We start from the raw sequence: 13,535 nt of genomic DNA on the forward strand, positions 1-13,535 counted from the left end.
GAATACGGGGTTGCAAGGCTTAAGGGCAAGTCGGTCCGGGAGCGGGCCTTATCCATGATCAGCATTGCCCATCCTGATTTCAGGGATGAGCTGACCCATGCGGCAAAGAAGATGAAGATAATATAACACCTGGGGCATGAAAGAGTAGGGGTATAAGAGGAGTAGGGCAGGAGCAACAAGAAGGAAGAGTACGAGAAGGGGCGCCAGAGGGGCGCCCCTTGTGTGAGTTGGGGGGGTATTTATGCCGCTATCGACTTTTAAGAAACTATATGGCAGTCACGGATTTGGTCGTTGCCTTTTGTATCCACATATACGGTGTATTCGCCAACTTCATAAGTGCCGGCCGCGTTGTTTTTGATGCTTACGGTCGTTGTGAAGGTTTTGGTAGTTTCGTCAGAATAATACTCCGTGACGATGATGGTCAGATTGTTTTGGCTGCCGCTTAGCTTCTCGACCGAAGCGGTTGCAGATGCATTTACAAGAATGCCTGAAACGGGTGGCTCCTCCACGGGCAGTTCTTCGCCGTCATAGCCGCTCAAACCATCGGCGAATCCTGTCGCTGTGATTTTCATCGTGGTGTAGTTATTTGCCAATACGCTCTTATCTCTGTTGTCGAATCCGCCGCCCGTGCCATGGAATTGGCCAGCTATCTTTCCAACAGTGTTGGGCTCTCGGTTTCCTTCTACATGGGTACGCAAGATTTCCCCGGCGCTGAAGCAGTTTACGATTGTCGTTCCGTTGTTAGCCTGGATTGTGCCAACAATCCCGCCGAGGCCAATGCTGTCCGGGGGGGCAATAATGGTGCCCTCAAAAGAGCAGTTGGAAACTACCACGCCTTCCCCGGCAATAAACCCGACTATACCGCCCACATTGCCATAGCTTGACCTGTCGGTAAGAAGTTCTATCGTGCCCGTCACATGGCAGTTTTCGATCACAGCTCCGTCTCGGGCAATTTGAACAAGGCCGCCCATTCCGTTGCCAATTGATTGTGTTGTTGCTCTGATATTCACATTTACCATGCTAAGATCATGAATTTTTCCGGTCACTTTGGAAAACATTCCGCCTAAAACGGGAAGCACCCCGGCAGGAATGAGAGCCGGTGTAAAATTTTGGATTTCAAATCCAGCGCCGTCAAAATCACCGCTGAAAGGAGCAAGAGCTCCGCTCCCAATAGGCACGGTCCATTCGACCCCGGTCAGATCTATGTCGTTTGTCAGTTTGTAATAAGCGGCTGCGTAAGGGTTATATACTGGTTTGGTATTTCTGGAAGCGTTCGCTACATTCAAAAGATCGGTCGACGTGGAAACAAGGAAAGGGTCATCTATCGTGCCGGAGCCCTTGAAATATGGATCATCCTCCGCGAGGGCTACGGCAGAAAAGGTGAAAATCAGTGAGAAAGCCAACAACACCAAACCAAGGAACTTTACATGAGTCTTTTTCATCGTTTTTTTATCCTCCTCTTTTTATAAACCGATGCGCAGTGCGCTCTCAAGTTTTTCACGTTTTCTCTTCTTATATTGCTGCCGCAGCAAATCGCACTCAAAGGCGGGAAATACTTCCGGACCATTCGCGTTGAAAGCGAAGGGCTGATTGCTGCCTATAAAAGATAGTTGTTGATTATACTCGGATCTGATGTCAGCCAATTTACAAAAATTTCGGCTCCCTGTGGGTTTTGGGACCGTGCGGGAGTCAAAAAACACGCGTCGGGATTGACCGGCATGAGTGCGTACTGATTCGGGGCCCAAGGGTCGGTGTACGGGTCAGTAAGCGCTTCCAAATCGTCAAGAGGGCCATCGTCATTTTCACTTAGAAACTCATACCATGTTCCGATATCGGTCAAGGTATATGCGTTATTATAGTTTTTCCAAGCCCGTTCAAGAGTGTCCATCATACTTGTATTGGTCTCAATGATTATATTGCATGGAATATCTCTTCCAATTGCAGCCCAAATCTCTTGCTCCCTGACCCATGTGCCGGAAGCGTTTACCTCTCCTCTCGACAAAAAAACTACAGACGGCGTCGGTTGTTCATCATTGTCAAGAAGCTGCCCGAAACAATCCTCCAGGGTAGTTCCGGTAATCGGGCCGCCAGTCTTGGGTCCGACAAGAACAAACCCGTTCCAGCAAAGATGCTTGCGGTCAAGAGCATATCTTTGACCCCAGAATATGAATTCGTCAAGGCGGGAGTGCGTAAATGTTACGTCAGCCAAGCCCTGGCGGGCCAAATTCAACGCCGCTCCCGAACCAACCACCAGTCCAGCCCAGTCCAGAGTGTGGGCGTCATTGGTAAATGATGCAAATTGTGTTTGAAGGCTATCCAACAATTTGGTATCGCGCACGCTTGTTGTTGTGGCAAGTTTTATTGCTGGCATTGTGTCAACCTCCTTAAATTTTTCTTATTTCCCAGCGTTTCCGCATTTTACCGATTACGGTCAGGATCTCTCAGGCCGCTCCAACCTTTTTCTGTCCATGAGTATATCCTCCTTTCGCTAAACCCGTTTTTTGTCCGCGCGCCTCCTTGCTTATTTAATAAATGGCGGCCGCGTCTCCATGGGAGCTGCCCGCTTAAAGAAAGTCGGGCGAGGATACTTCCGGATTCTGAAGTCGCAGCCGCCAAGATCTCAGGATATTACATGACCCATACCAGTTTGTTCCCCACATCCGTTGTCATGAGAGCCTCCATCAAACGAATACCTACATATTGACTAAACACGCTGTGGATTTCATCAAGGAGCCTGGTAGCGTCTTCTTCTATAAGTGACGGGTCAAACTCATGGTCTGGTGGAATTCCATCATCCCCGAATTCCTTTAGGGCCTCGTAGAGCGTTGGGATAATGGGTCCATCATTCCATACCTCGATTTCGTCTTCAAAAAGAGGCTCGCCATACATGTTGACGTAAAGCCCCTGAGCACAACTGACCATTTTCTGAAGCTTGCGATTTGACAGCAATTCTCCGTTCCTCTTGCCTGATTTCGAAATGAAATATTTGGCGATTTCAAGCGCTGTATATCTTTTTTTCATCCCATAATCCTCCTGTTATTTTGTAATGGTGAACCCATCCGATGTTTTCTGCTGGCCGGATTTACAGCTTCACGAGACGGCAGGCCACACTGTTCATCGTGATGTAACCTGAAACGGGATCTTTCAATTTGGCGTCCAGAAGTATGTTGCAGTTCGCTTCCGCCCAACCGTGCGGTACGGCGACGACGCCCGGCTTAATATCCTGCGTGACATTTGCTTTGATTTTTATGGAACCGCGAGGCGTCTCAAGGCCTATAAGTTCACCGTGGACGATTGCATATTTTACGGCTGTGGCGGGATGTATCTCGGCTTCAGCGTCGGGCCGGAGGGCCCTAAGCGCAGGGACGTCACGCATCTGGGCGTCGATGTATTCCACCTGCCTGACGCCGGTAAGCAGGATCTCCGGATATTCCAGGACTAATTCAGGATCTGCCACGGGGCTCTGATGGGGCTCTACATGACCCGGAAGACCTGGGTAACCGAGCTCTTCCATCCGGGCTGAGAATAATTCTATTTTCCCGCTCTCTGTGCCGAAACGCTGTTTTTCATAAAGATAGTACTCTTTCTTTGCGAAATACATTCCCTCGGGATGCTCGCGGAGTTCTTTAACCGTCACGCCACTGGTCGAAAAAAAATATTCCGCCACTTCTTCATCCGTATTCCACGGGAAATGCTCGTGGTAGCCCATTGTGCGACCCAGCAGGGTCCAGATCAACCAGATAGGTTTACTTTCATAGAGGGGCTCTACAACCTTCTTGCGAAGCATGATGTAGGGCTCACAGTACGATATGCCGTAAGGGAATCCGCCGATACCGGTCTCCTCCAGGAAGGTGCAGGCGGGAAGAACGTAATCGGCCAGTTGCCCTGTCTCGGTCATGTTCGGGTCGATGTTCACAAACAACTCCAGATTCTTGATACCTTCCAGAAAAAGCTTCGTGTCGGGAAAGGTCAGGGCAGGGTTACTTCCAGACGATATAAAAGCCTTTATGGGGTAGGGTTTTTCCGATCTCATCGTTTCCGTCATAAGAGACGCCGAGCCGTATGGCGGCGGGCGTTTCCCAAACTGGTGAAATATGGGATATTCGTCGTAGCCCAGATTATTTTCTTCCTGAGGAAGCCTGAGATCTGCGAGACGGACCTGAGGGCAGGTGACCCAACCGCCTGGCCTGTCGATATTGCCGGTCAGGGCCATCAATATTGAATAGGCCCTGTTGGTTTGAAGACCATTGCTGAACTGATTCATATGGCCCACACCCTCTAAGATGCACGCGCCTTCCGCGGCCGCAAAAATGCGTGCCACACGCCTTATTTCCGAGGCTGGCACGCTGCTGATCGTCTCCGCGCGCTCCGGTGTAAACGCCTTGACGTGTTCCGTCAACTTGTCGAATCCCGTGCAGTATTTGTCCACAAATTCCTTATCCCACAAGCCTTCCTCAATAATAACATTCATCATGGCGAGGGCTAGGGCGCCATCGGTGGCAGGCCGCGGCTCCAGATAGATACCCAGTTTGGATATGGGAATGCGCCTTGGGTCGATAGTGATCAGTGTTGCCCCGCTTTCGACCCGCTCTTTGATTTGTCTGCCTACCGGCCAGTAACTTTCGTCGGGATTGCGGCCCCAGAGGATGATACAATTGGCGTTTGTTGGTTCTTCAACGGGATAACGGCCAAAGGTGATCTGGCGCGAAAGGATGCGCGTGCGGAAACATATGCCTTCCGGATTGAAGAAATTGGGGGTGCCGAAGGCCCCTTTGAATCGTTGGTTGAAGGCGGCCATTTCGAAATGTTCCACCCCCACTGAGCCGGTCCAGCTCGCCAGCGTGCGGGCCCCGTACTTGTCCTTCAACTCTTGCAGTTTTACGGCTATCTCGCCGATTGCATCGTCCCAGGATATTCTCTGAAAACGGCCACTGACCTTTTTCATGGGGTATTTCAGGCGGGAAGGAGAATAAAGCAGATCGACAAGCCGCTCGCCTTTCGGACACAGCTTACCCTTATTTAACCAGTGCTCCTTCATACCCTCCACTTTGACCAGCCTGCCGTCTTCCACGTAAGCGTCGACGCCGCAGCAATTAATACATAAACCGCAATCTGTTTTGACTACTTCCATATATGCTGCCTCCAGTATTAACCATCGGTCCGTGATGATCCAGTCACTGTCAGGTTTCTTCCCCGCTCCGTTACGAGGCGCTTAATATGTCTTTAATGACATATATAATCCTGCTTGTCAACATATTTTCCATGGTAAAACTTGACATTGAAAGGTATTATTGATATTGTATTATGTCGTTTACGACATAATAATGTTAATTGTTTCAGGATGAGTAACAACGGAGGATGTAATCCACGCCAACGGGAAGGCAGGAAATCATGACCATATGTTCCTATTCTTTTGAAGAGTATGTCGAGCGTGTCCGCTCTTTTCACGGCCATCCCGCACCCGGCGTTATTATAGGGGGCTTCATGGTCGATCTGGCGTGCCGGCATCTTCCAGGCGGGGTCATGACCGACGCCCTGTGCGAAACTGCAAAATGCCTTCCCGACGCCATTCAGATCCTTACCCCGTGTACCATCGGAAACGGTTGGCTCAAAGTCGTCAACCTGGGACGCTACGCTGTCACCCTTTACGACAAGGACACGGGGGAAGGCGTACGGGTTGCCGTAGACCCTATCCCTCTCGAGGGATGGCCTGAGATCAGAGACTGGTTTTTCAAATTCGAGTCAAAGAATGGGGAGGACCTGGGAATTCTTATGGCGGAGATAGAAGAAGCGGAAGGGAGCTACTTGTCGGTTCGTTATGTGAAGGTGGCGGACACGGTATTACATGGAACGAAACGTCGGGCGGGATTTACCGTTTGCGCACGTTGCGGCGAGGCCTTTCCGCTTTCTGACGGCCTCCTCTGCCTCGGTTGTCAGGGCGATCCTTTATGGCAGGCGTCGAAAAAGAAGGCCTTTCCTTAATGCGCCGGAAGGTGAGCAGAACAACCATCAGGGCGTCCCTTTTCTCTCCCATGATCATGGGCCAAAAAGCATCTCATATAAGTTTTTGCCATTAAGAGAGGCGCGCGGACAGACTACCATATGAGTTCAGCATACGAATGGTCAGTCAGAGGGCGGGAAGCTGAGCTTATGACACATATATTCAAGAAAAGAGGCGACTTCGCCCTCCAGTTGCTCGAAACTTAAGAGGAGTTGCCTCGCGTCGTCAGTAAGGCGCATACCTCCTGCAGAGGCATCCTTCTCGGCTAACTTTAGGCCCATGCGCTCTTCAGAAGCTTTCAGACGTCCCCATGCCGCGCGGTATGACATGTTCAGTTTCTTTGCAGCCGCATTTAAGCTGCGACATTCGTCGATGGCGCGAAGCAACTCGGTCCGGCCCTGGCCAAAGATAACCTTGCCGTTCGCTTCGAGCCAAATTTTGTGTTTGATTTTCATGGCTTCTCCCGATGAATCGGTTTTTACAATTTTACCACAACCCAAGAGGACAGGGAAAGACCCGAGCTTATGCGTCGGGAGGGGTGACCCGCTTCTTGGATCAACCGCCTTCTCCGGTGCGGTCGCCGCCGCCTGCGCTAATCTTCGCCGGACAAGCGGCTATGGGTCATGGTCATGGGGCGTGGACGGAGGAGTTTAAGTGGCAGCCGCCTCTGACGCCTCAATCCCCAGGAGCCTCGCCGCATTGGAAAAACAGATCTTTTCCTTGTCCTTTTCCGTCAAATATGGCAATTCCATAAAGAACCGAAGTTCTTCCCTTTGATCTGTCCATGGGCTGTCGGACGCAAACAGCAGACGTTCGGCGGGATGCCCTTTAAGAAAGCGTTCCCGAAATGTTCCGGGCATTTTGCGCAGCACGAAGGCCGTATCAAGGTAGATATTCCGCCCCAATAAGTGCACCGCCGCCTCCTCGTAAGCGTCTTCCCCTCCCAGATGGGCGGCTATCATACAGAGTTCAGGAACGGCTTCGTGAACTGCGGCCAGGCGTTCAGGCGTTGCATGGACCGGGTATGGAAGCCCCCGATCCATGCCGGCATGAAAGAGGATGAACATACCTTCTCCTGCAGCCGTCTCGTATAACGGAAACATGCGAGGATCATCGACAAAGAAGTTCTGATAATCGGGGTGAAGCTTAAAACCGCGGAATCCTTGCCGCATAAGCGTCTTCATCTGCTCGGAAGTCATGGGGTCGGACGGGTGCATGGCGGCCAGCACCTCTATCCCAGGCTGCCTGATGGTTTGTAACCACTTCTGCATTGACGCGACCTGTTCCGGCTTTGTCGCCACAGCCGACACGACGGAAAGATCAATACCGGCAACGATCATAGATCTTTTAAGTCCATCCAGGGTGCCGTCCGTATATGCATAGACATTTGACCTCTGGCACACCCCGGAGACCGCGACGGAGGCCACATGGTCAGGATAAATATGGGTATGGAAATCAATTTTCATAGTCTGATTTCTATACGCTATTCCATTCCTCTTTTCAAGACATAATGAACGACCCTGCGCAAGTCCAGAAGCGAGCCGGAATCATGCCCTCCGGAATCCTCTCCGGCATTACCCCCACCCCATCCCCCCGACCCCGATGGTGCGTTACGCTTACTCAAGGTAACCATTCATTCTTTTGAAAATACTGTCAATATCTGGTATATACCTTTACCTGATTTGGATGGACGCCTCTTTATCAGGCTGATGGCGTATAAAGTGTCAATCAGGACAGAAAAAACGAACCTCCTCGCTGCCAAGCGGCGGGGTATCCCGGGGTTTCGACTGACTATCAGGCAAGCGCGTTTTAAGGGGCACCGAATTGGACCCGTGGAGATTAAACAGAGGTAACAAAAACGTTTGAATCAAGATGCGGTATACTGTGTGGTGAATGTGAATACAGGGAGAAAATGAATTGCGGCGGTTGCGTACATATTGATAAGCCGTTTTGGGGTGATTCCTGCCTTGTAAAGAATTGCTGCGAAGGAAAAAATTTGGAGCATTGCGGAAAATGCGCTGTTTTCCCCTGCGGTCTTCTTAACCAATTCGCCTATGATAAAAAACAGGGTGACGATGGCAAGCGTATTGAGCAATGCAGAAAATGGTCGGGGTGATAGGCCTGGGGTAAAGGTGAGGAATAATGAGGAACCAGATGTGTGATAATGGAGACGGCCTGGTCGTGTCGCTAAGGGACGATGGGAAAGGCAGATGGACAGGACGGGAAGGGCGTATTGGCGGGTATGTCCTGGGGGTGGGGGCTGCCTTCCTCCTCATGATAACCCTTATATGCGGATGCAGTCATTTTGACGACAGAACCCAGGCGTGGCCGGCCATAAGAGAGGCCAACGATCTTTTTAAACAGGGAGACCATGGCGCCTCTCTGGATAAATATGAGCAGATTATTCAAAAATATCCCGATGCCGGAGACAGAGTTCTTTTCGAGATGGGGGTCGTGTATTCCTATCCGGGAAATGAACAGAAAGATTATGGGAAATCTCTGGCATGTTTTGAGAAGCTCGTGAAGGAGTATCCGGAGAGCCAGTACCGGCGGGACAGCGAGATGATGATATTCCGGATCAATAATATGACGATCAAAGACGAGATGATTGCGGCTAAGCAGGCCGACATTGAAGCTCTCAGGCAAGAGATCGTTACGCTGAAAAATACGATTGAAGAAATGAAACAAAAAGCCTTTGAGGCCCGGAAGGAGTCGGTAGATAAGATACTCATCGAAAAGAAGGAACGGCGATTGACGCTGCTTTCAAAAGGCGAGGCGCTAAAGACCTACAAAATAGCCCTGGGGAGAAACCCTGGCGGCCCCAAGGAAATGCAGGGCGATAACAAAACCCCGGAGGGAATCTATACGATCGACTCAAGAAACAGGAAGAGCCGTTATTTTTTGTCCCTTCATGTTTCCTACCCGAACGAAAAAGACAGAAAGCGGGCACGGGAACTTGGCGTTTCTCCGGGCGGAGATATTATGATCCATGGTGTTCCGAACGGTTTTTCGTGGGTTGGCGGCTCCCACTCACAGGTTGACTGGACTAAAGGATGCATAGCAGTCACGAATGAGGAAATAGCGGAGATCGACAAACTTACGCCCAATGGCACGACTGTTGAGATAAGGCCATAGAGCATGCCCGCCATTTTGCCCGGGGCCCCAGCGGTCGCTTCCCTGTAAAGCGGCTATACCTTACCCAACGCCGCGGACACAGTTTTATATGCAAAAAACCGACTGTGCCAGGGCTTGCTGCTGAATAGACAGTTGCTGCGGACATTGAGGAACGGGTATTTCTCCAGCCATGACACACAATGAAACAAGGCCCATAGCGACAAAAGTCGGAAAAAAGATAAATAAACGTATGCTCATAGAATTACCGAAAAGGCTTCGCCGTTATTACTGGGATTGACGTAATTTCCATTTGCATCCTTTCCCCGTTTTGGAAGCTGTCGTAATATGTCTAAAGAAAATTAGCCTGATTCTGATTAGACAGACTGAATTAATTAGCGTTAAAAGCTAAGTATATAAGTCCCGATTTGATAGTTTCGCTAAGCCTTATTCATCATCGCCCTTGATACGGCCTCTCCCAGCTCCTCCAGTTTATAGGGTTTTGTAATGACGGCGACAAAGCCGTAGTTTTTATACTCCGACATGATACGGTTATTCGCATATCCGCTTGATACGATGGCCTTTATATTCGGATCTATTGCAAGGAATTCTTCCATGGCCTCCTGTCCTCCCATACCTCCTGGGACGGTAAGATCAAGGATCACCATGTCAAAAGGCTCTTTCTTCTTCATCGCCTCCGCATAAAGGTCAATGGCCTCAGCGCCGTCTTTGGCTGATTCCGTCCTGTAGCCCAAAAATGAGAGCATTTCACTTATGGCCTCACGGACCATTTCCTCATCGTCCATGAGAAGTATCTTTCCTTTGCCCCTGCTTATATCCAGTTTGCTCTCCATGGCGGTGAGCGCTTTTCTCTCCGTTGCGGGGAGGTAAATGGTGAAGGTGGTGCCGATACCCAAGTAGCTTTTCACCTGGAGTAAGCCGCCGTGCTTTCTCACGATTGAATACGAGGTGGCAAGCCCCAATCCGCTGCCCTTCGGCTTGGTGGTGAAAAATGGATCGAATATCTTGTCGATATGCTCCTCCGGAATACCGATGCCGGAGTCCTTTATGGCTATTTTGATATAGGTGCCTTTTTTAAGCAACAACCCGTCCGGGCCCTGATCATCGTCAATGATCGCATTTTCGGCCGTCACCTCTATGATACCGCCCTTGGGCATGGCCTCTTTCGCGTTGATCGTCAGGTTCTGTATTGCCTGGTTCATCTGGCCTTCATCCACATCCACATTCCAGAGATCTGGCGGGATGGCGCACCGGCCTTTCACATTCGACCCCGTGAGGGTAAAGTTTATTGAGTCTTCCAGGAGATGGCCAATCTCCGTGATCCTCTTGATCGGCGCTCCCCCCTTGGAAAAGGTAATGAATTGCCGGGCAAGGTCCTTGGCCCTGTTTGCTGCCTGCTCCGCCTCGACGAGACATTGGCTGGAACGCTCGTCAGATCTCGTAGCCAGTTTGGCAAGGGAAATATTGCCCATGATCGCCGTCATGATATTATTGAAATCATGGGCAATCCCTCCTGCCAGGACGCCCACTGACTCTAACTTGCTCGCCTTCATAAACTCTTCCTCAATTCTTCTCCTTTCTCCTATATCCCTGAGGCACGCGAGGATCGCATTCTCGCCTTTATACGTGATGGTGGTCACTACCGCTTCAATGTCGATGGGGGAACCTTCTTTTCTCATCCCCCTGAACTCGCAGCGGGAAGGGGTCGGTTCACCTTTGAGCCTTGCGGTTATGAAACCCTCCACCCTCTCTCTGTCGTTGTCCTGAACTACAAGCGTCGCCGCCTTACCGAGCAGATAATCCGAGTTGTCATATCCGAAGATCTCCAGAAACCGCCGGTTCACGTAAATATGTATGCTGTCACTGATAATTGAGACGCCGTCGTGGGAATGTTCAATGGCGATGCGGTAGCGCTCCTCCGATTCCCGAAGATTCTTTTCCATCTGCCTGTGCTTCGCGAGGGCATTCGATAAACGGCTGATCTCGTGGAGATACTGCTTTCCTTTTTCTTGAGCCATCATTTTGTAGTAATTAGATTGGGACCGTTCCTCGTCAAGCAGTTTTTCCAGGTAGGCGATCCTTATCTGTCCTTCCATCAAGTTGTCGTCCATCTCACTCATCCTCTGCCACCACCACCAGTACTCCTGTCCAGTCAAGACCCCTGCTGTATCCGCGAAGAGGTGCGATCTCAACGCCGGTAAACAGTCCGAGCAACGGAATTCCATATTGATTGCACACCTTTTGAACCTCCCCCGCCTCCTCCTCCGTGGAGGAGGAAGATTGCATGGTCCTGCCCGCGCAGTCGATATAAAAGGCAAATACTGGTTTCTTCTTTCCTGTCTCGACTATTGTCTCAATCAGTTCCTGTGAGTTCTTTGCGGCCGACTCCACCATTTTCCTTGTATCCCTGAGCATGAACTGAATCTCCATGCCTTCTTCGAGACCGGGCTCAAACATGCTAACCCCGCTCCCGTCTGGCAGCATGCTGATTAACATACGATTCACATAATCGCGTTCCACGGGCACGCCGTATCGTTCCCCCAGGTTAACGCCTATGGCCAGATAATCAATGGGTTGTTGGTTCCGCCACTCCTTGTGGCCAAAGAGGTTGTCCATTATATCGACGATGGGCCTCCCGTCAAGCTCGTAGATGACGGGACCCTCTGATTTTGTGATGGTATGGTAGGTCCCGTCAAGAGGGGCGCACCCGTGCATGATCCTTAAGAAAACCGAGAAGTCTCCGGAAAGGGCCACTCCCACCGCATGTTCGGCGCCAACAAATGAGCCGCAGAACTGCTTTCCCGGCTCCAGTTGGTAGCTTCCTACAAGGCCGGCCCCTATCAAAGGCGCCTGGCAGTCCGCATCCCGCCCGAATCCCTCAAGGATATGGGTTGAGGAATTAAGAACAGGAGGGCAGCCACCCTTTGCGGTCTCCTTAACCCACTCGTAAAAGAGCATTATGAGTCTGTCATCGGGCAGGTCCGACAGCAATTCCGCGACTTCCCGGCCCGCTGCGGTAAGATTGTCGTTAAGGCCCGTCGCAACAACCCTGTGCCTTATCCTGTCAGATTCGATAATGGCCGCCCCTGCGGAGGCGCCATCATAGCGTATCTGCTCGTTAGTGAGCACTCCAATAGCGGAGCCGCCGACAATTGGAGTATTTTGGCCCACCACCTCTGTCAGGCCCGCAAAAAATCGTTCATGGTCAAGGTCTCCTGAACAGAACGCGTATACAAAATCGGGACGCTCTATGGTCCCTGATTCCAGGGCTTCTCTGGCTACATGAACGCCCGAAAGATATGCATCCTCCCTGTTGCAAAATCCGATCCCAACCTTCGTCTTTTTCTGTGAAGGCATTCTCCCCCCCCCCCAATTTAACTAAAAAGATTGATGTTGAAAAACCTGTCTCCCCCATGCAACTTCAGGTCATTGTGTCCCCTTGAACATTTTCTCACAATGCGGATAAAATTTTCAAGACATTCGTCACATTTTATCCCGCAGTCATCAGATTTTTCAAAAATAATTTATGCACGATTCGGATGAATTGCAACCCATGATCCTCCTTTTCTTTCGTATCATTAGATTTATCGGCGCGAGGCGGAAAGCGATAGCGCGGCTGGAAAGCATGAAGGCGCCGCCTCCCAATCGGATCTCTCGAACCACTTTGCATCCAGTGGATCCTCAAAAAGGGGACTAACGCTTTGACTTCGGGGGCAAATCCCTCGTGCGCTTGGTCATTCGGGGACTAACCACTCGGATCCGTTGAAGAAGCGGGGATCCATCGTACGCTTGGACTTCGGGGATCCCTCGGTCACTCTGCCGCTCGGGGACGAACAAACAGGCAGGCCTATCGGGATCCTTCTCGGCGCCTCTCGGTCCCCTTAGGCCCAGCCGCCCGTGTAAGCGTGGCCCGCCCGCCACTCGTGTGAATAGGGGCTGCCCCCGCCCGTATGATCAGGGTCCGCAGGCGGGGAGCTTTAAGCAGAGTTTGAGGGCGGATTGACGGTTAAAAACATCATAAAATCCACAAACCCATGTTTCACTATACGGGTTTTTGCGTACAACGCTAAAATATATCTGTTATAGACAGATATTTCAGTATTAAAAGCCCATCGGCATAGCTCAAAAGGGGCTGATATGGTTGAAGATGCCATAAAATCCACAAATTAAGGCTTGACTGTACTGCAATCTTGTGTACAATAGAGAGAAGCGTCGCGGTTAAATACTGTTGGGTATTCTATGACAATAGTTTACCGTAAAAGATGGGCGGAAAAACGCATACTAGGGGACGGGGTAAGTCCTGCCGGTATCTTAAGACATGAACAAAAACATGCGGTTTCTTATGCCTTCCCTGCGCGCGCCTCCCCCCTTATTTAAGACAAAGGAGGTTTTATAAAGTAAT

Annotated in this window: 13 protein-coding genes; 4 read left to right on the plus strand and 9 right to left on the minus strand. The window is 50.6% G+C overall.

What is annotated here, in order from left to right; genetic code table 11:
* Positions 1-126 (plus strand): hypothetical protein (locus LBQ00_06065; protein MDR2018417.1); only part of this gene is annotated, 126 nt, incomplete at its 5' end.
* Between the two features lie 131 nt (positions 127-257).
* On the opposite strand, the gene LBQ00_06070 is transcribed toward LBQ00_06065, so the two are convergent.
* The 4 genes from LBQ00_06070 to LBQ00_06085 all read right to left on the minus strand — a co-directional run bounded on the left by LBQ00_06070 (position 258) and on the right by LBQ00_06085 (position 5,131).
* Positions 258-1,442 carry a hypothetical protein gene (locus tag LBQ00_06070; protein MDR2018418.1) on the minus strand — a complete coding sequence of 395 codons (1,185 nt, stop codon included), beginning with the start codon at positions 1,440-1,442 and terminating at the stop codon, positions 258-260.
* A gap of 155 nt (positions 1,443-1,597) precedes the next feature.
* Positions 1,598-2,371, minus strand: coding sequence for a hypothetical protein (locus LBQ00_06075; GenBank protein MDR2018419.1), 774 nt, complete (start codon positions 2,369-2,371; stop codon positions 1,598-1,600).
* A gap of 257 nt (positions 2,372-2,628) precedes the next feature.
* On the minus strand, positions 2,629-3,021 hold the full coding sequence (locus LBQ00_06080) for a DUF4065 domain-containing protein (protein ID MDR2018420.1): 393 nt from the start codon (positions 3,019-3,021) through the stop codon (positions 2,629-2,631).
* Between the two features lie 61 nt (positions 3,022-3,082).
* Positions 3,083-5,131: a molybdopterin-dependent oxidoreductase gene (locus tag LBQ00_06085; protein MDR2018421.1), complete on the minus strand. Its 2,049-nt coding sequence runs from the start codon at positions 5,129-5,131 to the stop codon at positions 3,083-3,085.
* A gap of 260 nt (positions 5,132-5,391) precedes the next feature.
* Here LBQ00_06085 and LBQ00_06090 point away from each other — a divergent pair, with 260 nt between their 5' ends.
* Positions 5,392-5,982, plus strand: coding sequence for a formylmethanofuran dehydrogenase subunit E family protein (locus tag LBQ00_06090; protein ID MDR2018422.1), 591 nt, complete (start codon positions 5,392-5,394; stop codon positions 5,980-5,982).
* A 141-nt stretch (positions 5,983-6,123) separates the two neighbouring features.
* Here LBQ00_06090 and LBQ00_06095 read toward each other — a convergent pair whose 3' ends face one another.
* Positions 6,124-6,456 carry a LysR family transcriptional regulator gene (locus LBQ00_06095; protein ID MDR2018423.1) on the minus strand — a complete coding sequence of 111 codons (333 nt, stop codon included), beginning with the start codon at positions 6,454-6,456 and terminating at the stop codon, positions 6,124-6,126.
* Positions 6,457-6,651: 195 nt separating this feature from the next.
* On the minus strand, positions 6,652-7,467 hold the full coding sequence (locus LBQ00_06100) for an amidohydrolase family protein (GenBank protein MDR2018424.1): 816 nt from the start codon (positions 7,465-7,467) through the stop codon (positions 6,652-6,654).
* 446 nt (positions 7,468-7,913) lie between these two features.
* Here LBQ00_06100 and LBQ00_06105 point away from each other — a divergent pair, with 446 nt between their 5' ends.
* A complete protein-coding gene (locus LBQ00_06105; GenBank protein MDR2018425.1) occupies positions 7,914-8,117 on the plus strand; it encodes a DUF3795 domain-containing protein in 204 nt (67 codons plus the stop codon).
* Between the two features lie 38 nt (positions 8,118-8,155).
* The gene (locus LBQ00_06110) at positions 8,156-9,136 is read left to right on the plus strand and encodes a L,D-transpeptidase family protein (GenBank protein MDR2018426.1); all 981 of its coding nucleotides are present in this window, start codon (positions 8,156-8,158) and stop codon (positions 9,134-9,136) included.
* Positions 9,137-9,369: 233 nt separating this feature from the next.
* On the opposite strand, the gene LBQ00_06115 is transcribed toward LBQ00_06110, so the two are convergent.
* The 3 genes from LBQ00_06115 to LBQ00_06125 all read right to left on the minus strand — a co-directional run bounded on the left by LBQ00_06115 (position 9,370) and on the right by LBQ00_06125 (position 12,490).
* Complete coding sequence (locus tag LBQ00_06115) at positions 9,370-9,462, minus strand: BPSL0067 family protein (protein ID MDR2018427.1); 93 nt, start codon at positions 9,460-9,462, stop codon at positions 9,370-9,372.
* 90 nt (positions 9,463-9,552) lie between these two features.
* Complete coding sequence (locus tag LBQ00_06120) at positions 9,553-11,244, minus strand: PAS domain S-box protein (GenBank protein MDR2018428.1); 1,692 nt, start codon at positions 11,242-11,244, stop codon at positions 9,553-9,555.
* Between the two features lies 1 nt (position 11,245).
* Positions 11,246-12,490 carry an FIST C-terminal domain-containing protein gene (locus LBQ00_06125; GenBank protein MDR2018429.1) on the minus strand — a complete coding sequence of 415 codons (1,245 nt, stop codon included), beginning with the start codon at positions 12,488-12,490 and terminating at the stop codon, positions 11,246-11,248.
* Positions 12,491-13,535: the final 1,045 nt, after the last annotated feature.

The sequence above is a fragment of the Syntrophobacterales bacterium genome, assembly GCA_031274925.1.
In the GTDB taxonomy this organism is placed as follows: Bacteria; Desulfobacterota; Syntrophorhabdia; order Syntrophorhabdales; family Syntrophorhabdaceae; genus PNOM01.

Bases quoted from the DNA above. Each gene is read 5' to 3' on its own strand.
- LBQ00_06070 (MDR2018418.1), bottom strand. From the start codon at position 1,442: ATGAAAAAGACTCATGTAAAGTTCCTTGGTTTGGTGTTGTTGGCTTTC.
- LBQ00_06075 (MDR2018419.1), bottom strand. From the start codon at position 2,371: ATGCCAGCAATAAAACTTGCCACAACAACAAGCGTGCGCGATACCAAA.
- LBQ00_06080 (MDR2018420.1), bottom strand. From the start codon at position 3,021: ATGAAAAAAAGATATACAGCGCTTGAAATCGCCAAATATTTCATTTCG.
- LBQ00_06085 (MDR2018421.1), bottom strand. From the start codon at position 5,131: ATGGAAGTAGTCAAAACAGATTGCGGTTTATGTATTAATTGCTGCGGC.
- LBQ00_06090 (MDR2018422.1), top strand. From the start codon at position 5,392: ATGACCATATGTTCCTATTCTTTTGAAGAGTATGTCGAGCGTGTCCGC.
- LBQ00_06095 (MDR2018423.1), bottom strand. From the start codon at position 6,456: ATGAAAATCAAACACAAAATTTGGCTCGAAGCGAACGGCAAGGTTATC.
- LBQ00_06100 (MDR2018424.1), bottom strand. From the start codon at position 7,467: ATGAAAATTGATTTCCATACCCATATTTATCCTGACCATGTGGCCTCC.
- LBQ00_06105 (MDR2018425.1), top strand. From the start codon at position 7,914: ATGAATTGCGGCGGTTGCGTACATATTGATAAGCCGTTTTGGGGTGAT.
- LBQ00_06110 (MDR2018426.1), top strand. From the start codon at position 8,156: ATGTGTGATAATGGAGACGGCCTGGTCGTGTCGCTAAGGGACGATGGG.
- LBQ00_06120 (MDR2018428.1), bottom strand. From the start codon at position 11,244: ATGGACGACAACTTGATGGAAGGACAGATAAGGATCGCCTACCTGGAA.
- LBQ00_06125 (MDR2018429.1), bottom strand. From the start codon at position 12,490: ATGCCTTCACAGAAAAAGACGAAGGTTGGGATCGGATTTTGCAACAGG.